General features: G+C 44.0%; 18 protein-coding genes. 8 read left to right on the top strand and 10 right to left on the bottom strand.

Going from position 1 to position 25055, the window contains the following annotated elements:
• Nucleotides 1-62 precede the first annotated feature (62 nt).
• From rsuA to ACE1OE_RS17345, 3 genes are all read left to right on the top strand, one after another.
• Nucleotides 63-761 (top strand): 16S rRNA pseudouridine(516) synthase RsuA, encoded by a 699-nt coding sequence (gene rsuA, locus ACE1OE_RS17355; RefSeq protein ID WP_102470069.1) that lies wholly within the window; start codon nucleotides 63-65, stop codon nucleotides 759-761.
• A 402-nt stretch (nucleotides 762-1163) separates the two neighbouring features.
• Nucleotides 1164-2369, top strand: coding sequence for a Bcr/CflA family multidrug efflux MFS transporter (locus tag ACE1OE_RS17350; RefSeq protein WP_449211803.1), 1206 nt, complete (start codon nucleotides 1164-1166; stop codon nucleotides 2367-2369).
• A complete protein-coding gene (locus ACE1OE_RS17345) occupies nucleotides 2369-3025 on the top strand; it encodes a DUF2913 family protein (RefSeq protein ID WP_449211802.1) in 657 nt (218 codons plus the stop codon). The genes ACE1OE_RS17350 and ACE1OE_RS17345 overlap by 1 nt, the downstream gene beginning before the upstream one ends.
• A gap of 159 nt (nucleotides 3026-3184) precedes the next feature.
• Here the strand turns inward: ACE1OE_RS17345 and ACE1OE_RS17340 are convergent, their stop codons facing one another.
• From ACE1OE_RS17340 to ACE1OE_RS17330, 3 genes are all read right to left on the bottom strand, one after another.
• Nucleotides 3185-5986 (bottom strand): Hsp70 family protein, encoded by a 2802-nt coding sequence (locus ACE1OE_RS17340; protein WP_449211801.1) that lies wholly within the window; start codon nucleotides 5984-5986, stop codon nucleotides 3185-3187.
• Nucleotides 5987-6081: 95 nt separating this feature from the next.
• A complete protein-coding gene (locus ACE1OE_RS17335) occupies nucleotides 6082-7920 on the bottom strand; it encodes an Hsp70 family protein (protein WP_449211800.1) in 1839 nt (612 codons plus the stop codon).
• Complete coding sequence (locus tag ACE1OE_RS17330) at nucleotides 7920-8552, bottom strand: DUF2760 domain-containing protein (RefSeq protein ID WP_102470074.1); 633 nt, start codon at nucleotides 8550-8552, stop codon at nucleotides 7920-7922. Before ACE1OE_RS17330 ends, ACE1OE_RS17335 begins: the two co-directional genes overlap by 1 nt.
• Nucleotides 8553-8933: 381 nt before the next feature.
• Here ACE1OE_RS17330 and ACE1OE_RS17325 point away from each other — a divergent pair, with 381 nt between their 5' ends.
• Entirely contained in the window at nucleotides 8934-10469 is a 1536-nt protein-coding gene (locus ACE1OE_RS17325) for a sensor domain-containing diguanylate cyclase (RefSeq protein ID WP_449211799.1), read from the top strand.
• A gap of 90 nt (nucleotides 10470-10559) precedes the next feature.
• A complete protein-coding gene (locus tag ACE1OE_RS17320; RefSeq protein WP_372062589.1) occupies nucleotides 10560-11090 on the top strand; it encodes an exonuclease domain-containing protein in 531 nt (176 codons plus the stop codon).
• 108 nt (nucleotides 11091-11198) lie between these two features.
• On the opposite strand, the gene ACE1OE_RS17315 is transcribed toward ACE1OE_RS17320, so the two are convergent.
• The 3 genes from ACE1OE_RS17315 to ACE1OE_RS17305 form a co-directional block, all read right to left on the bottom strand.
• Entirely contained in the window at nucleotides 11199-11645 is a 447-nt protein-coding gene (locus ACE1OE_RS17315) for a tellurite resistance TerB family protein (RefSeq protein ID WP_102470077.1), read from the bottom strand.
• A gap of 71 nt (nucleotides 11646-11716) precedes the next feature.
• The gene (locus ACE1OE_RS17310) at nucleotides 11717-13669 is read right to left on the bottom strand and encodes an alkaline phosphatase family protein (RefSeq protein ID WP_449211798.1); all 1953 of its coding nucleotides are present in this window, start codon (nucleotides 13667-13669) and stop codon (nucleotides 11717-11719) included.
• Nucleotides 13666-14094 carry a VC1380 family protein gene (locus tag ACE1OE_RS17305; RefSeq protein ID WP_449211797.1) on the bottom strand — a complete coding sequence of 143 codons (429 nt, stop codon included), beginning with the start codon at nucleotides 14092-14094 and terminating at the stop codon, nucleotides 13666-13668. Before ACE1OE_RS17305 ends, ACE1OE_RS17310 begins: the two co-directional genes overlap by 4 nt.
• A 251-nt stretch (nucleotides 14095-14345) precedes the next feature.
• Here ACE1OE_RS17305 and ACE1OE_RS17300 point away from each other — a divergent pair, with 251 nt between their 5' ends.
• The 3 genes from ACE1OE_RS17300 to ACE1OE_RS17290 all read left to right on the top strand — a co-directional run bounded on the left by ACE1OE_RS17300 (nucleotide 14346) and on the right by ACE1OE_RS17290 (nucleotide 20456).
• On the top strand, nucleotides 14346-15671 hold the full coding sequence (locus ACE1OE_RS17300; protein ID WP_449211796.1) for a MipA/OmpV family protein: 1326 nt from the start codon (nucleotides 14346-14348) through the stop codon (nucleotides 15669-15671).
• A 163-nt stretch (nucleotides 15672-15834) separates the two neighbouring features.
• Nucleotides 15835-19761 (top strand): ATP-dependent RNA helicase HrpA, encoded by a 3927-nt coding sequence (gene hrpA / locus ACE1OE_RS17295; protein ID WP_449211795.1) that lies wholly within the window; start codon nucleotides 15835-15837, stop codon nucleotides 19759-19761.
• A 170-nt stretch (nucleotides 19762-19931) separates the two neighbouring features.
• A complete protein-coding gene (locus tag ACE1OE_RS17290; protein ID WP_449211794.1) occupies nucleotides 19932-20456 on the top strand; it encodes an outer membrane beta-barrel protein in 525 nt (174 codons plus the stop codon).
• 174 nt (nucleotides 20457-20630) lie between these two features.
• Here the strand turns inward: ACE1OE_RS17290 and ACE1OE_RS17285 are convergent, their stop codons facing one another.
• The 4 genes from ACE1OE_RS17285 to ACE1OE_RS17270 form a co-directional block, all read right to left on the bottom strand.
• A complete protein-coding gene (locus tag ACE1OE_RS17285; RefSeq protein WP_449211793.1) occupies nucleotides 20631-21404 on the bottom strand; it encodes an EAL domain-containing protein in 774 nt (257 codons plus the stop codon).
• Nucleotides 21405-21518: 114 nt separating this feature from the next.
• Nucleotides 21519-23390 (bottom strand): methyl-accepting chemotaxis protein, encoded by a 1872-nt coding sequence (locus ACE1OE_RS17280; RefSeq protein WP_449211792.1) that lies wholly within the window; start codon nucleotides 23388-23390, stop codon nucleotides 21519-21521.
• 584 nt (nucleotides 23391-23974) lie between these two features.
• Complete coding sequence (locus tag ACE1OE_RS17275) at nucleotides 23975-24511, bottom strand: porin family protein (protein WP_449211791.1); 537 nt, start codon at nucleotides 24509-24511, stop codon at nucleotides 23975-23977.
• Between the two features lie 109 nt (nucleotides 24512-24620).
• Nucleotides 24621-25031, bottom strand: coding sequence for a glycine zipper family protein (locus ACE1OE_RS17270; protein WP_372062657.1), 411 nt, complete (start codon nucleotides 25029-25031; stop codon nucleotides 24621-24623).
• Nucleotides 25032-25055: the final 24 nt, after the last annotated feature.

Raw genomic sequence — 25055 nt, 5'->3', positions numbered from 1 at the left:
TTTGACTCTACATCTGGCAGAAAAGCCCATATAATAGCGGACTTAATCAGATTGAGGTATTCATGCGTTTAGATAAATTTTTGTGTGATTCGCTAGGTGTCACCCGTAGAGAAGCAACCATCCTTTTAAGAAAGGGTGAAGTGACCGTTAACGACGAGATAAAAAAAAGCGGTTCCGTTAAGGTAAGCGAGCAATGTCGTGTCGAATGGCAAGAGCGTGAAATTACGGTGAAAGGTCCTCGTTATATCATGTTGTATAAGCCTGAAGGCTTTGTCTGCTCGCATGAAGACGGTTCGAATCAAACGGCGTTTGAGTTACTTGATGAAATCAAAATGGATTCACTTCATTTTGCTGGCCGTTTAGATGTTGATACGACAGGCTTGGTATTGATTACTGATGACGGTCAATGGTCGCACCGTATTACTTCCCCTAAGCATAAGTGCCAAAAAACATATCGTGTATGGTTGGTTGAGCCAGTTGAAGACGATTATGTTGAGAAGTTTAAGCAAGGTATTGAGCTGCGAAGTGAAAAAGCGCCGACACTGCCTGCTCACCTAGAAGTGAGAGCCGAAAAAGAAGTGTTGTTAACTATCCATGAAGGGAAGTATCACCAAGTTAAGCGCATGTTTGCGGCATTAGGCAACAAAGTCGAAGCATTACATCGTGAACGAATCGGTGAAATTGAACTAGATGAAGAATTGGAACTTGGTGAATATCGTTATTTAACCCAAGAAGAAATTGACTCGATCTGGAAAAAGTAATACAAAAGAGAGTGTTATCACTGTGGTGAATCCTTCTTGCCTGTCATCATAGTGTCTGGAATAAGTGTTATGCCTTTCAAATACCATGGCACTTATTTTATTGTTGTGATTTAAAGAGCCGCACTATCACCCCATTGTGAACGACCGTTGTCTAAAGAAATACGATAGAGTTTACAAAGAACGCAGTACGAATATTTCTAGAGACTTATGTGGCGACAAAGTTATAAGCATACCGTTACTCGTGCTTTCTTACTGCAATGAAACGAGCTCTGTGAGAATAAAAGCAGCTTTTTAGTAACAAAGGCAATGGTCGGCAATGACCTCAATTTGGAATGATTGAGTCTTTTTAGCTTATTTGAATGCATGGAATGCCTGATAATAGCGCAATCAATTAGGAGCGATATGAGTTCTAAACCACTATCGCAGCCCGACATACCCCAGCTAGGCCTTCTTTTATTCCTAGTTCTTGGCGCAATTGGTGCTCTTACACCACTCGCGATCGACATGTACTTGCCTGCAATGCCAACGATTGCACAAGACCTTGGGGTAAATGCTGGTGCTGTTCAAATAACACTTACGGTGTACACAGCGGGCTTCGCGCTCGGTCAATTATTACATGGTCCTTTAGCCGATAGTTATGGCCGCAGACCAATCTTACTCTTTGGAGTGTTCTTTTTTGGTATCGCTTCAGCGGTAAGTGCTACGACGACGAGTATAGAATCCTTGACGTTAGTACGAACCGCGCAAGGTTTTGCTGGCGCAGCGGCGGCGGTGATTATTCAAGCAATTGTACGCGATATGTTCGACAAAGAAGACTTTGCTCGAACCATGTCGTTTGTAACATTAGTGATTACGCTTGCCCCGTTAGTCGCGCCAATGATCGGCGGACACCTTGCTATTTGGTTCGGCTGGCGCTCAATTTTCTGGGTGTTAACCGCATTTTCTGTTGTCGTTATTGCTGCGGTATTGTGGAAAATACCAGAGACACTAGCACCAGAAAATCGACAACCATTGCGATTTCGAACCACGATAAAAAACTATGCACGTTTGTGTAAAAACCCAGTTGCGATGGGGCTGATGTTTTCAGGCGCCTTTTCGTTTGCAGGTATGTTTGCCTTCTTGACCGCGGGTTCATTTGTCTACATCGATATTTACGGGGTGACACCCGATCAATTTGGATATCTGTTTGGTTTAAATATCATCACAATGATCATCATGACCAGTATCAACGGCCGCCTTGTCAAGAAAGTGGGTCTGCACGGCATGCTAAAGTTTGGCTTAAGCGTTCAGCTTTTTGCCGGGTTAGGGCTGTTAGCAAGTGGTCTTTTGGATCTTGGTATCTGGGGAATTGTTCCTTTTGTCATGTTGTTTATTGGGACACTCTCTACGATTGGTAGTAACTCAATGGGTCTATTATTGAGTGGTTACCCTAAAATGGCAGGGACGACTTCGTCACTTGCTGGCACACTAAGATTTGGTACGGGTTCGTTGGTTGGCGCGATTGTTGCGGTTCTTCCGGGCGGATCTATTTGGCCAATGATTGTATTAATGGCCATTTGTTCGGTATTATCCGCGGGCTTATATTGGACACTAGGAAAAAAAGCATAATGTCTGAGTATTATTCAGAAATCCAAAACGTTGTGAACAGTGCACTTGAAGAACTAGAACAAGGGCATGAGAGTGGCAAGGTGATTAACTCACCGACGTCGAACAATTTGTTCCTGCTTCGTTGGGTAACAAAGAGTATTAAATCGCAACGCTTTCATAAAGTCATTGCTGGTGACATTATTCGATGGCAAAAAATGGGTCGTTCGAAAGGTAATGACGCCATGCTTGAATCTACTTTCCGTCGTATCTCTGGGTACTATGGAGAATTCTTTGGTAATGAAACTAAAGTCGTTACCGATGCAATGATTGAAACGTTCCTTGAAGATATGGAACAAGCAGACTGGGGTGTGACCACGTCTGAAGTGTTGACGGACGGCAGCAAGGTTCAATTTTTTACGGATGGCCAAAACTCATTTGCCTTGTGTGCGAACCAATGTGATGATTGTTTTGATGGTGAAAAGTTGGTGAAACCAATGAGCTGGTTTGTACGTGGTAATCATGCAGAGTTTATTACCAAAGCGTATGAAGCGGGTTTTATGTTGCATAAGCGTACCGATTACAAATCGAAGGTTAAGTATCATGGGGAGTACCTTGTGTACCCAATGAATCAAGGCCCGCAGCTTGTTGAGATCCCATTGTCTTATGTGGTTAAGTAAACCACTATAAAATGACGATTCATTATCAAATAACTCGGTTATTAATAATGATTGAGCGTAGATAAAAGAAAAGGTGAACCCTACATGGGCTCACCTTTTTTAATGTTTGTGCTTATCGTCTTAACCAGCAACCAGCAACCAGCAACCAGCAACCAGTAATTAGTGATTAATTAGTTGCAAACCAACGGGTAATGCGTCACCAAAGACTCGTTTTGAATCTGATTCTGATAATACTTGTACCTCGCTGACAAGCGAAATCCAGCTTTCTGGCGCTTTAGTTTGACGAAGTTTCGTTAAGATCTGTTCGCGGTAGTCATCAGCGATATCGAGTGTTCGATCCCCTGTTTTTCGACACATCAATACACACGCAAAGCCTATCATCGACTCTTTTGACCAATCAAGCGCAAGCAATTTAGGTAACCATTGCTCAATTTGTTCTTTAGGGATGACGTTGTGTTGACTGCCATATAATGGCGTGCGAGAACCCAAACGCCCTAAAGCCCAGCAATGAGCTTGTAGGAATTGAGGCTGGTTAATGATTTTGCTGAGATACCAACTCGCCAGCAAAACTTTATCATCCACATACAGGTTCTCCAAACTGGCCGAGAGTCGGACCATTGCCTCATAACCTTTGTCTTTTGCCGCTTGAAAGGTCTTGGCGTTTTTCATCGCGCCAGGGTGCAGGTATTTGGCGATGTCGCTCAGTATGATTTCCTGTTGCTCTTCATTGAGGCCACCAGAGACACGACGCCAAAATACCCACCAATCACTCCAGCCTTGGTGGTTTTGAAACTGAATACCTTGCTGATAGATGCCCCAAATTTGTTCCATACGCCATGAGTCAGTGGCATCGCCAAACCCAGGACGCATGCAAAAACCGGTAAGACGTAACCAGTTTTTTTCGTGTTGCTCAGAGCGACGGCGACGTTTACGGCCGAGCGTGAAGGTGTCGACAAGCGAACGAAGAGAGTGAAAGTCCCAGGCTTCTTTTTTGCCAAGCTTTTTCTCTAACTCTTTACTGAGCGTTTTAATTTCTTTGGTATCAGCGCTGTTTTTGTTGCCACTGTATAGCCGAGAAACTAACGCCTGACTCACCTCAAGACCAGGGTGGATCTTGATGTCATTTTGTTCGGATTGTTTATTGCGAACTTCAAACTCTAACTCCCAGCGCTGATTGTCATTTTCAACACTGACGCATTCAACTTTTAACGTACCCACTTCAGTTAACTGGCAAGCCAGTTGAACCTCGACGCGTTGCTTTTGATTCTCAGCGAGCGCGACATCGTCACCCTGTAACGTATTTATGTAGGGTGGTAATGGTAAGAACTGATCTGGGTCGATACTCGCTAACATGCCATTTTGTACTTTTTGATGTTGGCCAAAAAAATCATGGGTAGACGTTAACAAGTTAAAGCGAACAGGCTCGCCTAGCGTTAGCGAGAATCGGCGCCCAGACAATCGAATTTCTTGACCCTCATCTGTGCCTTTAGACAGCAAGCACAGTGCCTGACCCAGTTTGTTCTTTTCCTGAAGGTGCAAAAAATAAGAACGAGCACTACCGCCGCCAATCTTTAACTGGGCACCGCGCCGAGCTTTAGCAAACGCAACGGCTCCAAGCGCCACTGACCAATCCGGGTGGGGGTTATTCAGTAGGGTGACAGGCGATCCTTTCCAACCTTCGATAAGCTCGATAACACGCTTGGTCACTAATTGACTGTTAAACACGCCCCCGTTGAGCAAAATGCCGACTGGAATCGCAGGCTCTTTGTCACTGTTTAGGGCGTCTTTTGATACTTCTTGATGCAAATGCAAGAATTCGGAAACGTGTTTACTCACAGCAGGATCAGCCACGTAAGGCAGGCCAAACTCAACAACCGCGCTGCGCTTTTTATCGGGTAACTCACCGAACTCGGTAGTTGGGAAGAACCCATCTAAGGCGATGTTGTGGACTTCGGTTTTGCTTATTGAGATGCTTTTTGTGCCCCCAATGAGACGAGAACCACTTCCTAGCATCGTGATCTTCATTTCATCGGGTGCCGCTTCTGAGAGTAACGCTTCTTTGGCTTTGCGAGTTTGTTGGATAAGCTTAGTCAAGCTCGCGGCATTCAGTTTCTTTGTTTGGTTAAAACGTTGCTCGGCCACGTGGGCGAGGGCTAAGTCGAGGTTGTCTCCGCCCAGCATCAAGTGCTCACCAACCCCAATACGGTTCAATGCTAAGGTATTGTCGTCATCATGTGTTGCTTCAATTAAGCTTAAATCAGTCGTACCACCGCCAACATCACACACCAATATGAGCGGTATTTGAGCCAGCTCTTGTGAAGCCGTTTCTTTATGTCTAGCGTACCAGTCATAACACACCGCTTGTGGTTCCTCGAGTAGATGCACTCGAGGTAGTCCTGCTTTCTTTGCTGCGTCTAAGGTCAGCTTTCGCGCAGTTTCATCAAACGAGGCCGGCACCGTGATGACGACATCTTGGTCTTCAAGCTTGTTGTAATGGTGACGGTGGTTCCACGCTTGGCGAATATGGTTGAGATAACTTGCACTCGCGATAACGGGTGAGACTTTTTCTGCGTCTTGAGCACCAGCCCATGGCAGAATGTCATCTTCTCGATCGACACCTTGGTGGGAGAGCCAACTTTTGGCGCTCGATACTTGACGTCCTTCGACTTTCGCGCCGAGCTCTTGTGCCCATTCACCAATAATAACTTTATTGAGATCGCCGGCTACTGGCTGGTTTTCCCATGGGAGTGTTAAATCGGAGTCGGAGACTTGTTGAGAAGCAGGGTGGTAACGAAACGAAGGCAGTAATGCTTTTCGCACCACTTCGCCGGGCCCGACTAGCTGGTCGATTTCAAATAATTCAACGGGCGCGTTTGAGAGGTCGTCTTGAATTTCACAGAATGCAACGACGGTGTTGGTTGTGCCTAGGTCAATACCAACCAAATATTGAGAAGATGCCATGATGCGCTCCAATCAGATATGAGAAGAGACAAACGGCACTAAAAAGTGCCGTTTGAGATAGGGTGTTTCAAAGGTCAATATGGGTAACCTAAACGCTAGGCGTCTTCACGGACGTCAAATTCAACGTGCCATTTTTGACCATTATCGGCGGCGATAGCTTCGAGGTATAACGTACCGAGCTCCGTGACTCGCGAGGAGAGTGTGACCGGGACTACTTCACCGCTGGTTCTGCCTTCAGACACCGGTAAGGTGACTTGGATTTCTGGCAGTTCTTCTAACTCTTCAGGCTTCCAATAATCTAGGTGTACGCCAGCATTGTCTTCACGACGTATCGTAGAGCCAAAGAATTGGAAGTGAACCGGCTGGCCGATCACTAATCCAAATTCTTGACTAGGAACATCGACACTGCTGCCTTCTTCCATGCCAAATGGTGCGACACAAAGTGCTTCCATTGGTGGTGCCATGCCTGGAATCGCCGGCATCGCACTTTCAATACCGATATAGTAGCTTGATGCAATACCGCCACGGATACGAACGCCTTGTCCACGACGTACACTACCGTAGTAGGCCGCGCCGCTTGCTACCGCGAGGTCAAGATCAAGACCAGTCAACATTTTCGCTGAGCTCGCATTCGCGGTGTCTAACCAGCTATTGATGGTGTTAAAAAGACGGTCAGAAAGCAGAGGTGACTTTAATACACCACCGTTAAAAAGTACTGCCGTTGGTTTGATAAACTCAGGCGCGGCTTGCATGCCAGGCATTCCTGCGAAAGCTTGATCCGCTGCGTTACTTTGGCGGCTCAAAAAGGCAGCAATGTGACGTGTCACCGCCGCGTCTTGAGCATAAGGCAGGCCCATTTGCGTCAATGCACCGCGTGAACGCTGTACAGGGTGTTCTTGAATCCCAACTTGCGGGAAGAACCCATCTACCAACGTTTGCTGTACTTCTTCTTGAGTCAACTCAGTTTTGAGCGTTGCGCCAAGCAATTTAGAACCACGGCTTGGTACAACGATTGGGACGGACTGAAGCTCTGAATCATTCAAAAGCGCTTCTTTGGCGTCGCGGCATGCGTGAGTCATCGCTTGAACTTGCCACGGTTGCAGCTCTTTGCCGTCTTGAGCAAGCTTCATTTTAAGGCGATAAGCCAGAGCAAGATCCATATTGTCACCGCCAAGCAAGATATGCTCACCAACAGCAACACGTTCTAGATTTAGGTTTCCATCGTTTTCAGTAACGGCAACTAAAGACAAATCGGTCGTACCGCCACCCACATCAACGACAAGTACAATGTCGCCCACGTCAACTTCATCGCGCCATGCATCATTGCTATTGTCGATCCAGCTATAAAGTGCCGCTTGTGGCTCTTCAAGTAGCGTTAGATGCATTAAACCGATATTACGCGCCGCCTCTGCCGTGAGATCACGAGCGGCTGGGTCGAATGAAGCCGGAACCGTGATGGTGACATCTTGTTCTTCGAGCTTAGCGTCTGGATGTACGTGATTCCAAGCGTTTTTAAGATGCTCTAAGTACAATTCTGTGACGCGCAATGGTGATACCTTGACGACTTCTTCTGGGCTGCCTTGTGGCAAAAAGTCTTCTCTACGGTTTACACCACCGTGGCATAACCATGATTTCGCACTCGCGACCAAACGAATAGGGGTTTTTGACCCCAAGTTGCGAGCAATGGCACCTACGAGTGCATTGGGTTGTTCCGTCCATGGCAAGGTACGTGAGCCATGGCCAAGCTCGTGTTCGTGTGGCTGGTAAAGAAATGAGCCAAGCTGGCTTAGGCTTTCGACGGTGCCAGGTGAAGTCAGTTGAGGGATTGACATCACTTCTACTTCGGCGTTTTCATCCTGCGCGTCAACAAATGACATAACGCAGTGCGTGGTACCAAGGTCGATACCAACACTAAATTTTGCGTTGTGATCCATTATAATTCTACCTCTGCTGGAGCGATGATTGAGGCATCGTAGTTTTCAGACAACTTCGGCAAATTGATGTTGTCCGCTTTCCAGCCTTTATGAACTAACACACCAGAGAATGGTGCGTTACCAGTGACATTGCCCGTTAGGCGAATAGCTTGTGGATTAAAGCCTTCTTCAATAGTGAGGCGCGATTCTTCGTCTTCAGTACGAATTGGAGAAAGAACGAAGTAATCGCCGATGACTTTTTTACCACCAGAATGAACGACTCGCGCTGCTGCGCCAACTTCTTCATCAGAGAAAGCCGTCAGATCTTCTTGGAGGAAGTCAATAATACGCGCTTCCTGTTGCATAAGGGACAGCAGTTGCATTGCTGAGTCGGTAGGCGCGGTGGCGAGTTTAGATTCGACTTCGACGACTTTCTCAACAACTTTTTCTACTTCAATAATCTTTTCTACTTCAACGATTTTTTCTACAGGTTTTTCAACCTCAATAATCTTTTCGATAGGTTTCTCTACGATTTTTTCAACGACTTTACTCTTACGAGAAACCGCAATAGCTAAAAGCAGTACGCTGGATGCCGCAAGGCCCGCGTGGAGCATGTCGAAGGTTGTAGGAATAACATTTAGATCGAAGGTCATAGGGGATTCTCTATGTGTCTGTCATTAGGTGCTAACTTTGGGGCGAATTCTAACATAATCAAGACTCTTAGCGCGATGCTTTCACAATAATGTCATTTGAAAGTGAGTTTATTGGTGAATAAATAAGCATATAGTGATGATTTTACAAATTTAAGTGATCTTTGCTGTTTTTCTAACCTTAGTGACTAGGGGAGAAGAAAAAGGCGTGTAAAATCTGATGCATAGGTGAAAAATAAGAGTACACAGTACCGTTATTTTATCTATGCAGTGGTGAAATAAGTCATTCGTGAGTGTGCTGATGGTGGCACATTGGCTGACGGCGTAAATAACAACAATCAGCACTGCTTAAAAAATAATTATTAGCTAGGGCAGTAATTCAGGATGAATACAGGTTTAAATACGGGCGATCATGGAGTGAAGCGATACTCAGTGATGGTCTTCATTATCGGGTTGTTAATAACACTATTTATTACACATATCGTCTACACAGGGCAGCAAAAGCTTGCCGAATCCAATTTTGATTTCCTCATACAAAACCAAGCCGAAAATATTAAAGAACTGGTGATGATGGATGTTAGCTTTATAGGCTCGGGGGCGGGCTTTTATCATGCCACCACTCCGGATGCTTGGCGCAGTTTTGCATCTTTTGCTGAGCCTCTAATTGCAAGTTCAAAAAGCTTGATCGCTATGCAATGGATGAAAAAAGTGTATCCAGAGCAACTTGATAGCCATGTGGCAAGGGTGCGTGAGCGATTCCCTGATTATGCTATCTATACCGTTCCGAAAGATCAGCCGGTGACGCAGGGATATATTCTTGAAAATGATGCTCCCATCTACGTGGCGAGTGATATTTTTCCGGTTAACACTGCTAACCTAAGAGCTTTGGGGTACTACTCTTCAAGAGAGCGCGTTCGCCGCGTTATCGAAAAGTCGATGCTCGATGGCCAACCCAGTTTATCGGATAAAATTCGATTGATACAAGATGGGTTTGATCGTTCGATTCCAAAACAAGGCATGTTGGTTTATCACCCGGTATTTGAGCCGGGTGGTGCAGCGTTGCGAGGCGTTGTGATTGGTGTGATTCGGACAACGGTGTATTTTGAACAGATAGTATCGAGAACATCGATAGGTAAAGAGGTTGGGATTCGCGTTGTTGATTTAGGGTTCGACGCAGAAGATGACCCTATTATGTATCAAAGTGAATCCTGGAGCACAATACTGGGCGAAGGCAAAGAGGTCACAATCGATTTATATGATCGCCAGTGGAGTCTGCAGTTTAGGCACGATGGTTCGCTTGCTGCAAATGAGAGACTGATTTTAGCGTGCGTGATATCGGGTGGTATGATTATTTCATTGCTGCTTGGCTATGTTGTTCAGCTCATGTTACGCGAGCAGCGGCGTTTGACGAAATTAGTCGATCGCCGAACCAAAGACCTGCAGTACTTAGTTGAACGTGATCCACTGACTGAAGTGTATAACCGTAGGGCATTCAATCGACTGGTTGAATATCATATATCTTGCAGTAAGCCATTTTCACTCGCGATCTTAGATATTGACTCCTTTAAACAAATTAACGACCAATATGGCCATGTGATTGGTGACGAAATGTTGGTTGCAGTTGCTTCGCATATGAAACGTAATATGTACCCTGATGATATGTTATTTCGATTAGGTGGAGATGAGTTCGCGATTATTAGTCGATGCGTTGATTATACGTCGTTGCATCGTTATTTAACGAATATTTGTGAGCAAGTACGGTTGCTAAAGTGGTTGGAAATTGACAGTCAATTTCACTGCACATTAAGTATCGGCGCAGCTGTTTACCGCGGGGAATCGTTAGAACATTTGATGAACCGAGCCGATGAGCAGCTCTACATCAGCAAGGAAAAAGGCCGTAACGTAACAAATGTTGCGTGATTCTAAAGCAGTTAACCTAGTGACTATCGAGGTTTCGATTGTTTTGAGCTACACTTCTGCCCGTTGTTTATTTGATAATCTAAAGTTGCTATGAATTATAACCGCGTCGTTTGTTTTGATCTTGAAATGTGTTGTTGGAATGTTGATGGCGTCGGCACGACTGGAGAGATCATTGAAGTTGGTTTGGCAGAAATAGACCTCGTGACTCAGCAAGTGGTGAAACGGGCTCAATACTATGTGAAGCCAGAAACAGACGAAGTTTCGTTATTCTGCGCTGAGTTAACTGGGATTACCCCGCGAAAAATAGAAAAACAAGGCCGACCATTAGCGGCGGTGATTCAGTCGATGGCCAAAAACTTTGGTGGTCGCAACAAAATATATGCCGCTTGGGGGCGAGATGATGCCATCTTGTTCGAAGAATGCATTGCTAAAGGTATCACCCCCCCGTTCAAAGAGTTTGTGAATCTTGCGACACTCTATCGTATGCAAAATCGACTCAAGGAAAAGCGTATAGGTCACAAAGCTGCGCAAGAAGCAAAAGGTATCGAATGGGAAGGGCGTCAGCATTCTGGTTATGTTGATGCTTATAACCTCGCTAAACTTGCGTTAACGATGTTGTAGTCGATTCAATGTCGCTATTCGTGTCATGAGTCAATCATAAACCGAACAGCCGAGGTGACTCTGGCTGTTCAAAAGACACTGATGAGATACATGACGAGTATGTATTCGCTATTTGTTCACTATTTGAAGTTTTGCTCGAATGAACTCACTGTGATCAACGTACAGAAGTTCGGCGACCTTACGAATCACGGCATCCTCTAACGGGTCAATGATGCCATCTGCGTTAGCCACTTCCCACATGGCTTTAATTAATTCAAATCGTTTCTCTTGAGACAGTTCGCGTAACCCAGATGTGAAATCATAGAGTGATGCTGATTCTTTCACTTTCTCTTTTGCCTGTTGAATCAATAATTGCGCGTCATCATCAGTTAACTCAAGTAAGCGAGCGATGAGCGTTTGTTTCGCTTGCTCCTCTTTTAAGTCGATGTGATGATCGGCATTCGACACTTCGCACAATAGCGCCGCAATGGCAAGATTTGGGCTAATGGTGTTGCTTTGTGATAAATCGCTACCCTCGATCAATTGTTTAAATATAGAGGTGATTGAACTAAACATAGGGGATCCTCATTTGACGCCTAACTATTAATACATAGTGTCTCATGAAGCGAAACTCAAGCACTTTGTGTTTAGGAATGATCATTAATTTCAGGGAAATGTGTTTCAGTGCCGTCGCTGTGTATGACGCAGATTTCGCTTGGCTTACCATCACTATCGAGTTTAAGTCGGCCAATACCGCTACGATTAACCAAGTGGTTCGACGCTGGTGGACTTGGATGGCGCTTAAATATTTTCAACTGCTTACGCTTAGTAAACCAGTTAAGCGGAGAGCGAGGGGTGTAAAGCCACGCATCAAGCTTGCCAAATAGATTGAGCAGTACTGCCGGAAACTCGTTCTTAATGCCACTACAAGTAATCTGATAAATATGAGAGTCGGTTTCTCGATAGCGAAGCGCGATATCATAAACAAAGGAGTAATGAACATCACCGGATAGGATGACAAAGTTTTTCGGCGTTTTTGAATGAGTGAAAATCGATAATAATGTATTCGCACTGCCCGGGTGCGCCATCCAGTTCTCTGCATCGATCATCAGTGGTTTACCTGCAATCGTCGCCAGACGTTGCATGGTTTCAATGAACTTTACACCGAACATCGGCGCGGCTGATACAACGATGACTGAGTCTTGATCGATCAGCTCGTGTTGAAATTCAACCAAGGCTTCCCAATCCATAAGACCTGAGGGCTTGTTTAGATTCGACTCCGATCGCCAGCGTCGAGTTCTTGTATCTAACACAACGACTTTTGGCGTTGAGTTGATGGAAAAATGCCAGCGCTCATACCGCAACAAATCATAGATAGTCTCATCAAGAATTTGCTTGTCAAACTGAGCAGGGGGCTCTCCAGGTTTGAATAAGTTCGTTAGTGTACGGTGCCAGTCGGTGTGATAGATGCTCGGGTCGTTTCCCCATGCCTGGCACAATAAATAGGATAATAAGCCATTACCGATGATCTGTTTTGAAAACGGGTGTTCATAGGCTGCTTTTTCCCACCCCACGGTTAAATTCCAATCATCGGTAATATCATGGTCATCAAAAATCATGTACGTCGGGATATGTGCAAGCACGCGACGCACTTGTGACAAGCCTTCAACGAACTGATTAATTTGAGCTTTTTCTTCATGCCATTCTTTCTGAAAATGAAGCGATAGATTTTCACCGTTGACGATGAATTGCGCGTCTTCGAGCCGGTCAATATTGATATGTGTCCATAATTCTGGAGACCACACCAACAGATACATAGCAATGAACTCGGAAAACGTGACGAGATGGTTATGAGCGTCAGTAGAGCTAAAGATAGGGATGTCGCTGGTATTAAACCTTGCTTGTTGCGGTCTTGCTTTGGGCAACAGATCATCTCTACGGTAAAGGGTTTTAGGGTGAAGATACAGCGCTTGGCTGTCGGCAACTGGCCCCTTAGTAAAGTCTTCATCTGGTAGGTCTAGAAGCTCAATTACTTGGTGAATAGCGTCGAGCATTGGCCCCGCGACATGGTCGGCATAGATCTGGTCGCCATTGAGTAATAACATGTCAGGGCGATGGTGAATGCCCTTTTGTAGCTGAGCATCGATGGCCAATAAACTATCGCCACTGTGGTGGTGGGGGTTCCTGCACGAACCATGGAGTATATGGTCGGCACGATCAGAAACATTAAAGTCAATCCCACGCCCTTCAGAATAAGAAAGGTCTGTTGGTAAAATACTGTTGTTTACTTCGTCAATAAAAATGTCATATCGAGCGGTTTTATCCAATTTAAGGTGATGGGCGTCCGTTGCAAGGTTTTGACTATCGAATGCGAAGTCAGGCTTGAAATGCGCGAGTATGATCCATAACTTGGGGCTTAGTTGGTATGACTGTTCGTAGGAAATAGCGAAGTTTTCCGTCGTATCACCATGTTGCAATGAAATAATTAGACGCGTTGGCTCAACCGACGATGCCATCCACAATGAAAACTCGTGCGGATTGACGCGCCTTAAAATTGGACCTGCAAGAATAGGGGCAAGAGACAACACGTGAGCAGTCATGATAGGTTCTCTTCAAGCGGTTGGGTTTGTGGTGTCGGTTCTTCGGTTGAAGTCAGTGATAGGTCAGGATGATTATCTACGCTATCCATGGATTCAAGTAACTCAACAAATTCACTGCTTGTGGACTCATGTCCGACGAGAAAAAATGCCAACAGTGCATCGATAGTGATGTCTGAATGCTGAGATTGGGTCACGATGTCAGTCAGTCGAGTCCGTAATAGTTCGATTTCATGATCGACAAAGCCACGCCCTTCAGCGCCATCTTCCCCTTCATCTGGGGCATTATCAAACCCTAAGAATAACAGGTCGTTATCAAGTTTTGCTTCTACAAGACGCTCTGGCAGCCACTTTTCGCCTGTCACGACGTGGCATTCTCTGTCAATTGGCAAAGAATCGAGGATATTTTTTAAATTTGATACTTTCACGATTGGTCTAAATAGTGGAAACTATGTCACCGATAATGTGGTGCTATCGATCAACCGATGGGCTAATCACACTGTCGTGACATATAAATTCAATAAAACTAATAATATAACAACTCTTCTTCTTAGGGGTAGCGGTTGTTAGTATATTTGACATGATGCTTGCCTACCATCGGTACCATCGGTCTATTTTGTTGACACGAGCCCTAGTTTTTGTATTAAGAATGATTATTCGGCTGGAGAAACTGTAAGACATGATAAAGAAAAATCTCGCGTTGGGAGTGGCTGTTATTTTAGGTAGCCCCTCGGCCGCAAATGCAGCGCAAGAGGCAGAATGGGGCATTGCCGCGGTTTGGCGTACAGCAAATATCCCTTTTGAAACGCAGAGTGAAGATTCTACCGTGAGTACGTTCATCCCAATGATGTACTTTAAAAATGACTACGTGTTCCTCGACGGAATGACGGCAGGCGCGCATCTTTATAAAACGGATGATAAACAATTTGAATTGAATGCCATTACTCGACTACGTTTTATTGATATCCCAGCCGATGAACAAAATGCAGCGGGAGGGGATACCCTCGATTACGGTCTGCAATTGCGATACAACTTGGATGAGACGTGGCACCTTGATACAGAATTGATGACTGACAACGAGTTTCGCAAACACGCTAACTTGAGGTTACAAGGGACGCTAGATTACGGCGACCTTGAATTAAAGCCGAATGTCACACTGCGTTACAAAGACTCTGGATTTAATACGGAGTATTACGGTTCTTACAACGGCTATAGCCAAGACATCAATGGGGCGTTCGATTATGCCATGGGTGTTGATGCCAAATATCATGTGGTTTCAAACCTGTACATGTTGGGTTCGACGAACATTCGAATGCTTGATAATGCAGCGTATCATTCCGATGTCATTAAAGATCGATTTGAGGGTGAAGTTTATCTAGGGTTTGGCTTCTTCAATGAGAAGAAAAAAACAACAACATCTAAAGCGAAACAACATAGCCGGGATATCAGCACGAAGCCATACGTGAGAGTCGCGCACGGTTATGCATCGCCATCGGATATGGGTGATATTCTGACGTTCAATGGAAAACGTGACCCATACAATAACCAAGTAACCTCTATTTTTTACGGACACCCGTTAACCGATGAGTTGTTTGGTTTGCCTCTTGATATCTATTTGAGCCCAGGCTATGCGCATCACTGGAGCTCAGAAGTGCAAGAGACAGGCAATGAATTTGTGGCACTTATTAAAGCCTACTACACCTTTAACTGGCCGGTGAAAATGCGACTTGGTGTTGGTAATGGTGTGTCGTATATCGACAACGTGACTTACATTGAACAGCAAGAAATGGATAAGAAAGAAAAACGTGCCAGTCACGTTATGAACTACATTGATATCTCTTATGATGTCAATATTGGTTCAATCTTCAGAAAACCAGAGTGGGAAGCCTTGTGGCTAGGTTATTCATTACATCATCGAAGCGCTATTTTTGAAGCTTCATCGCAGTTCGGCCGAATCAAAGGCGGCAGTAACTACAGTACGGTTTACCTACAGTATGACTTTTAACCATTTTAGATTTAAGCCGTGAATTTGTGATTGAGCTAGCGGCATATAAGCTAAAAAGCCTCGCGTAAGCGGGGCTTTTTATTGTCGCCTGAGTTAACGCCAACACTGAGCTGTGCTACAATCCGGCCAGTTTGTAAATCGTAAAATTGAACTAGGAAACGTTTTGACTTCCTCTCTCTCTGAAAACAATAAAAATAATCCGGCGGCTAAAGCCAATAATGCACATTCGTTGAAGAAAGCACTGAATGACTGCATGATTCGCGACCGTTTTCGTCTGCATAAACGCATAAACGGTGCGAGCCGTATTAAGAATGAGCAGTCAAAAACGGCCGTGTTTGATGAAATTGCGATGGATATTGCGCAATCAATGATGAAAGCGCAGCAACGTAGCGCGCACAAAGCGACGATCAACTACCCAGAATTGTTGCCAGTTAGTCAAAAGAAAGATGATATTGCAAAAGCAATATTAGAAAACCAAGTGGTCATCGTTGCCGGTGAGACAGGGTCGGGGAAAACGACTCAGCTACCAAAAATCTGCTCAGAGCTTGGTCGTGGAAAGTTTGGTCTTATTGGCCATACTCAACCACGTCGACTTGCTGCTCGTTCAGTGGCCAACCGCATTGCTGAAGAAATGGACTCCCAATTAGGCGAGTTTGTCGGCTATAAGGTCCGATTTAACGACCAGATTTCAGACAACACGCAAATTAAGCTGATGACCGATGGTATCTTGCTAGCTGAGATCCAACATGACCGTTACCTCAATCAATATGACACTATCATTATCGATGAAGCGCACGAGCGTAGCCTTAACATTGATTTTATCTTGGGTTATCTAAGAGAGTTGCTACCAAAGCGCCCAGACCTCAAGATCATCATCACGTCCGCGACTATCGATCCAGAGCGTTTTTCAAAACACTTCAACGACGCGCCGATTATAGAAGTCTCAGGCCGCACTTACCCGGTTGATACACGTTATCGTCCATTGAATGGCGATGATGACGCCGATCGCGATCAGCTTGAAGGGATCTTTGAAGCCGTTGACGAGTTGTGTGATGAAGGGCTTGGCGACATCCTGATCTTTATGAACGGTGAACGAGAGATTCGTGATACCGCAGATGCGCTCAATAAACGTAACTTGCGTGACACTGAAGTGGTTCCTTTATATGCGCGACTATCATCAGGCGAACAGAACAAGATCTTCCAGTCGCATACCGGTCGACGCATTGTATTAGCAACCAACGTAGCAGAAACGTCATTAACGGTGCCAGGCATTCGTTATGTCATTGACCCAGGTACGGCGAGAATTAGCCGCTATAGCTACCGGACAAAAGTGCAGCGACTGCCAATAGAAGCGATCTCACAAGCCAGTGCCAATCAACGGAAAGGGCGATGTGGCCGTGTGGCTGAAGGTATCTGTATTCGTCTTTACTCAGAAGAAGATTTTGAGTCTCGTAGTGAGTTTACCGATCCTGAGATTTTACGCACCAACCTGGCTTCTGTTATTTTGCAAATGACGGCATTAGGGCTGGGCGATATTGATGCCTTCCCATTCGTTGAAGTGCCAGACAAGCGCAATGTCCAAGATGGTATTCGTTTGCTTGAAGAGTTAGGTGCCATTAACGACAAAGCAACGGATCCACGTAAACGTTTGACGCCAATTGGACGACAGTTATCCAAATTGCCAATCGATCCAAGACTTGGTCGTATGGTCTTAGAAGCACCAAAGTTAGGGTGCTTGAAAGAAATCATGGTAATTGCGTCAGCGCTATCGATTCAAGACCCGCGTGAAAGACCGAGTGATAAACAACAAGCGTCGGATGAAAAGCATCGTCGATTCTTTGATAAAGAATCAGACTTTATGGCTTTCGTTAATCTATGGGACTACATCCAAGGCAAACAAAAAGAGCTGACAGGCAATCAATTTAGACGTCATTGTAAAACGGATTACCTGAACTACTTGCGCGTGCGTGAATGGCAGGATGTGTATTTTCAAATTCATCAGGCCATGCGTGAAATGGATGGTAAAGTCAATCAAGAACCCGCGAATGAGCAGTCCATTAATACCGCTTTACTTGTCGGTTTGCTGTCCCACATAGGCGTTAAAGACCAAGAGAAGAATGAATACCAAGGTGCTCGTAACGCCCGTTTTCATATATTCCCAGGGTCAGGGCTGTTTAAGAAACAACCCAAGTGGATCATGTCAGCTGAGTTGGTAGAAACCTCAAAGCTGTGGGGACGAATCATTGCCAAGATTCAGCCAGAATGGATAGAACCTGTTGCGAAGCACTTGGTGAAAACCAGTTACAGCGAGCCGCATTGGTCCAAAAAACAAGCGGCCGTCATGGCTCATGAAAAAGTCATGTTGTACGGGATCCCCATTGTTCCTAAGCGCCTTGTGAACTATAGCAATATCGATCCGGCAGTGAGTCGTGAAATCTTTATTCGTAGTGCATTGGTCGAAGGTGAGTGGGAAACTAAGCATGCGTTTTTTAAGAAAAACCGCAAGTTGCTTCTTGAAGTAGAAGAGCTTGAGCATAAATCTCGTCGCCGCGACATATTGGTTGATGACGATGACCTGTTTGATTTCTATGACCAGCGAGTGGATACCGATGTCGTTTCCGGACGACACTTTGACACTTGGTGGAAAAAAGCCAGTCAAAAGAACAAAGACTTGCTGAATTTTGAGAAAGAACAGTTATTTAAGGGCGATGCTAGCCACGTCACTGAGTTGGATTACCCGAACTTTTGGTATCAAGGCGATTTTAAACTCAAACTGAGTTATCAGTTCGAGCCGGGCGAAGATAACGATGGAGTGACGGTTCACATTCCGTTGCCGATATTAAACCAAATCGACAGTGAAGGGTTTGATTGGCAAATTCCAGGGCTTCGACAAGAGCTCATTATTAGCTTGATTAAGTCGCTGCCTAAAACAGTAAGAAAGAACTTTGTACCTGCGCCTAACTATGCCGATGCATTCTTGGCTAGAACGAAAGTGATGGAAGCGCCGCTATTGGACTCGCTGGAAAAAGAACTGCGTCGAATGACGGGCGTTGAGATTCTTAGAGAACAATGGAATCTGTCTCAGTTAACGGAGCACTTAAGAATCACTTTTAGAGCGGTGGATCATCGAAACCGTAAACTCAAAGAAAATCGCGACCTTTACGAGCTTAAAGAAAGTCTAAAAGATAAAGTTCAAGCAACCTTATCTAAAGTTGCGGATGACGACATCGAACAGCAAGGGCTGCATACTTGGAGTTTTGGTGAGCTTCCTAAGGTTTACTCTCAGAAACGAGGTGGATTCGATGTTAAGGCTTATCCAGCGCTAGTGGATAAGAAAGACAGCGTTGAAATTAAGTTGTTCGAGACCGAAGTTGAGCAGGAGTTGGTTATGAAGGAAGGGCAGCGCCGCTTGGTGCTACTCAATGTACCTTCACCGATAAAATACTTGCACACGAACTTACCCAACAAATCTAAACTTGGGTTGTATTTCAACCCATATGGCAAAGTGTTAGACCTTATTGATGATTGTATATCGTGCGGTATTGATAAGTTGATCGAAGAGCAAGGTGGCTTGGTCTGGGATTCTGAGAAATTTGATACATTGAAAGAGCATGTACGTGCAAACTTAGATGAGACAGTAGTGGATATTGCTCAACAGGTCGAGACCATTCTTACCACGGCGTTTAACCTGAACAAGAAACTGAAAGGACGAGTGGATTTATCCATGGCCTTTGCCCTATCTGATGTTAAAGCTCAGATAGAAGGCTTGATTTTTAAAGGGTTTGCGACAGAGTGTGGCTGGAAACGCTTGCCTGATATTTTGCGCTATCTTCGCGCGATTGAACGCCGCTTAGAAAAACTGCCGATCGACCCAAATCGTGACCGTATGCATATTCTGAAAGTGGAATCAGTCACACAAGATTACAAAGAATTACTGAATAAAATTCCGAAAGGGATGAAGATACCTGAGAATGTGAAAGAAGTACGCTGGATGCTTGAAGAGCTTCGAGTGAGTTACTTTGCACAGCAATTAGGCACACCGTATCCAGTGTCTGATAAACGGGTTCGTAATGCCATCGATGCATGTTGATTGTAGATATCAACATGCATTCGATATTTTCATGAAAACAATGAATTAATTCAATAAGTTTGACTTAAATTTGAACTTTTAGCATTCCGTAAAGGGTATGCTATGTGTTATAAAGCTTCGCGGTGGCTTTTATTGGACTCGCCGCTATTTCATAGACAAGAAGGTTAACAATGAAAAAGACTCTTTTAGCGCTTGCGCTTATTGGTGCATCAACGTCAGCATTTGCTGATGCGTGGTTATATGGTGGCGTTTCTGCTGGTCGTGCCGACTATAATGATAACAATGACACACCAATGGGCTTTCATGTTGGTACAGGCATTCTACCAATCATTGGTGTTGAAGGCGGTTACTGGAAGCACGGTAACTTTGATATGACGAATAGAGATACGGGCGCAAGTGGCTACGCTGAACTAGGTTCATGGTACGCGGCGTTAAAGCCAAGTATCGACCTTGGCCCTGTTCAACTTTATGCGAAGGGTGGTCTCCATTACTTTAACGCGGATTACAAAAGTGGCTTGAGTAGCCAAGGCAGCGACAGCGGTACTGACTTTATGTATGGCCTTGGTGCGGATTATTTTGTGACTGATATGCTATCTATTGGCGCAAGCTGGCAGCGTTTTAACGGCATTAAAACGGTAGCGGGTGGACAAGATCTCGATAGCTTTACTATCAATGCAACGCTTCACATTTTCTAAATTGTTATTGGCTTTGTAAGATAAAAATAGAAGCGGCCGAATTGGTCGCTTTTTATTGTGGTGCGATCACGAAGCATCAATACTGCTACCAGTGTGTTGGGCTGAACATCTGTCAATTTAGTGGCAAGTTAAACATCATGATCGCTTAGGGATGCCTTTGAGGTGTTTTTTTGCTTACTGTGGAATCAGTGTCGGCATGTCTAAATAAAAGCCTTGAACAAAATCTATATCGAGATGACGTGCTATTTCGAGGTCGCCCGGACTCTCAATACCTTCAAGAACAATCTTTTGATCGTTGCCTTTAATTAAATGTACTGCCTCAATTAATGGTAATGAGTTACCTTCGCGATATTGTTGTAGTAGCCCAATGTCAATTTTGACAATTTCTGGTTGAATGATTTTTAGTCGATTTTCAGTGGAATGCCTTGATCCAAAATCATCTATCGCGACGTTAAAGTTATGGTTTTTCAAAAATTTGATTTTCTGCATTAGTGCTGTAGGGCAACTAGTTTCATTTTCTACAATCTCAACGACAACATTGGCATTACTATAGCTGCTTTGGCTAATACTATGTTTTTTTATGCAACGTATCATAACGGGCCAAATTCTCTTGTGTACGCCTAGATACCCTAATGTATTGGGAGCCATGTTCAGAAAGACCTTACCGTGTAAATTGTCTTTGAATGCTCGATAATTTATTACGTGTAAAGTGGTGACCGCAAGATCCATATGGATCTTATTAATGGAAGAAAGTGTTGGCTGGTCAAAAAACGCATTAGGGGAAATGGTGTCCCCTGATGCGTTTTCACATCGGAGTAAAAGCTCGTACCCAAAAGGGGTCGTCGTATTCAAGTTATAAATAGTTTGAAATGCAGACGAAAGGAGGTAGTCGTTATATTGCAACTGAAAAGAAGACCCAGTATGAATGAGTGCTTTGCTAATGTTCATAATTATTAATACTTTAGAATACGGTCATGATTAAAAGCTAACAACGTTCACTCTATTGAAAGCAATAGAGTGAACGTTGTTAGTGTCAGATGGAGAAACTAAATAGAGCGAACTCTACACGATAAAACGATTTAAGGTGCTTTCTTGTTTGTTAACTTGTTCTATTTGCATTTCCATCGCAGTATTGGTTTCACTTGATGCTAGCGCTACCTGTTCACTGAGGTCTTTAATTTTCTTTGTATTGGCATTAATTTCTTTAGCTGCTGATGTTTGCTGTTCAGCTGATGTCGCGATTTGAATGTTCATCTCTGATATTTGTACAATATATTCTCGAATATCAACGAGGGACTGTTCTGCTTTTTGTGCACTTAGAACGGCTTGCTGAGCATTACTTCGACTTAACTCGATTTCGCTGCAGACTTGTGAAGACCCCTGTTTTAGCTCTTCGATTTTTTCATGAATTTCGGTTGTGGCTGCTTGTGTTTTCTGTGCCAGCGTTCGAACTTCATCTGCAACGACGGCAAAACCCCGACCAGACTCACCTGCGCGGGCAGCTTCAATTGCGGCATTCAATGCTAGTAAATTTGTTTGGTCAGCAATCTGATTGATGACATCAAGTATGCTACTAATGTTATCTGTAGCGATTGACAATTGCTGTACTTCGCTTGATGCCTTCGCGATTTTGTTCGATAACTCATTAATTATATTGTTGGTTTCGATTACAACGGCAGAGCCTTCTTGGCTGACACAGTCTGCCGCTTTGACGTAGTCGGCTGCGTTTCGAGTGTTATTAGCCACTTCCACCGAGGCACTGGTCATTTGGTTGATGGCGGTTGCTAATTGTGAAAGCTGTTGCTGTTGTTCTGACGTAGCAGCATACGAGGTTGAACTTGCTGCTGTTGTTTGGTGTGTTAATGCGAGTACTTCATTAGATACGTGCTTTGAATCAATCATTTGCTTTTGAAGTTTATCCATAAAAGCGTTGAAGTTGTTGGCAAGTAAAGAAAATTCCAAATCGGTGTGAGTATCCAATCGTCTTGTCAGATCGCCTTCGCCATTCGCAATGTCGGCAATGGCGAAGTTAAGGTCATTAAGAGGCTTGAAGAGATAGTGGATTAGTAGCGATAACGAGCAGACGATCACTAATATACCGATTATGGCAATTAAGATGACTTGATTTCGCATGTCATCAATACTTGAAAACGCAATGTCGGTGTCAATAATGGACCCAATATAAGCGCCACTTCCGGGCATTTCGATTAGGTTAATAAGCTGATGAGCGTTATCAATTAACAATTCTTGTGGGCCTTCAGTAAGCTTCACACCCGGTGCAAATTGCGTCATGGGCAGACCGTTATAACGGCGGTTAGGGTGCGCAATCGTCATGCCGTCTTCCGTGATTATAAACAGGTAGCCAGCATCAAATAGGTTGGTTTGGTTAATGAGTTCGGCGAGAGGTAATAGAGACACATCAAACACAACGCCTCCGACGAATTCACCTTCTGAGTCGAATAAAGGCGACGAAACAGAGATGATCATTTCTTGCGTCGATGAGTCGACGTACGGATCAGTGACGACTGTCCTCATCGCGTTTTTCATCTCGATATACCACGGCCGCTGCCTAGCATCATAACTATCGGAGGGTACCCAGTTGTCATTACTAATTAATTGACCGTTACTTTCATATCCAACCCCAATGGCTTGAAAGCTATTTTTGAGAGTAGGGGAAGCAATGATATTTTGAACATAGGCAGAATCATTTGCGCTAATATTCAACGATTCAGTCACTGAATTAGCGAGGTTGTTGTTTGATGTTAACTCATAGGTCACCATATGCTTAACAGCAGTCATTAATTCTTGAATGCTGTTATCGATATGACGCTCTAATTCGTTTCGAGCGGTAATTTGTTGGGTGAAACCTAATGCTGAAATAGTGAGCATTAATAATAAACTAGAGGCAATAACGATTTTTGTTCTGAATTTCATAATAGTATTTTCGTAGCCTAGCGATATCTGATACGTCGCTTATAAATTTATGGCGCTATTATGAACGAATGTTACAAAAAATGGGGGTATAAACAATATAACCATTGGTTATATTTAAAGGGGTTTTATTACCAAGGTGTTGTAATGAAAGGTTAAAGTAAATTATCTTTATTTAAAGGAGGAACCTCATAGTTAGGGTGTTAAATTATAAAGCTTGCAATTTCAATATCTGGCATCAAGCCAATATTGAAGTTTTCTATTAATGGCTTTTCAAAGTAAAATAAAAAAATTAACGATAATTCTATATTGCTGTAACTAAAATCTAGTTTATTAGTTCCAGTTTTCTTTGTTTTATAAGGGCGTAGATCTATATTTATGTTAATGATTGCAGTGGATATATAAAATATGTTGCTATAAGTCTAATTGCATTAATATCTATTAATCGCCTTATTGGCTATGTTATGGACCACACCAGAAGATCCGCTCTAGAAATTAAATATTGCTATTGATTACTGTTTTTAATAATTAGTAGTGATAGGCAGGGCTTCAATGATGGCAACGCTGCCTATCATACGAATTAGGATTTAAAACTTATAACCGAAGGTGATGGACAGCTGATCCATATCAACACTTTCAACATTGTAAAAATCGTAGCGTAAGTCAGCATAGACGCCCATATCAAGGGTTGCTCGAACACCGAGTCCACCCATTAATGATGTCTCAGTGAAAGAATCTGGCGTGTAATTGGCGAAGGAAATCGTTTCATCTACTCGCACTAACCCGACAGCACCGTACGGCTTAATGGACCAACCATCAAGAGAAAACATATACCCTAGGTCTGTATCGAATTTTACATTGTTACCATCAATATCTGCACCAAATGCCGAATTGCTATTATTTTGATACGACAAGTTGATACCTACGATACAGTTGATATCATAACCATACTCCAATTTGATACCATCTCCCCAATCTAAGCCAGAGTAACCCACAACCAAATCGGTGTTTGAGTATCCTAAACCTATCCGGTGACCTGACACGTCGTTGTAATCTTCTGCAAAACTTGAGATTGAAGTGGCAAACAAAAATACAGCAGGAATTAGGTGCTTTGTATATGTCATAGAATTAGAACCTTTGTAGTGGTAGCATCCGTTCTAATTAATCCATGATAAGAATGTGTTGACTTGTATATGACCACCTCTTTAAGAGGAGTAGAGGAATTTTCTACGCTCAACTATTTTTATCGTTGTTCGCTTTGTTTTCTTTTTCTGCTTCAGCAAGTTGCTCTTCCAGTTCGCGAATTCTGATTTCAGCCTCTAACTCAGCAACGCGCTTTTCTGCATCGCTACGATGGTCTTGAGATACACCGTCAGCGAGAACTTTTGTATCGCTAGACGATCGTGAGTCATCGAGATCCTTCATTGAACCAGCAACACCACCAGCAACGCCACCCGCTACAGCAGTCTTTGCAGCAAGTCCTGCATCACCTGTTAGAGCGCCCACTGTAGCACCGAGTAAAACCCCACCTGCAGCACCGCGATTGCGAGCAGCATTTTCATTGTCTGAATCAAAGGCGGGTGAAGCGCATCCTGCAAGTACCATCAATGTTGCTGTGACCAGTGCGGCCTTAGTGTGTTTGATTGTAAATGTCATTTCGTATCTCAC

This window comes from Vibrio sp. E150_011, from assembly GCF_053544015.1.
The sequence above is the reverse complement of the archived record's forward strand: the minus strand, read 5'-3'. Positions and strand labels throughout refer to the sequence as shown.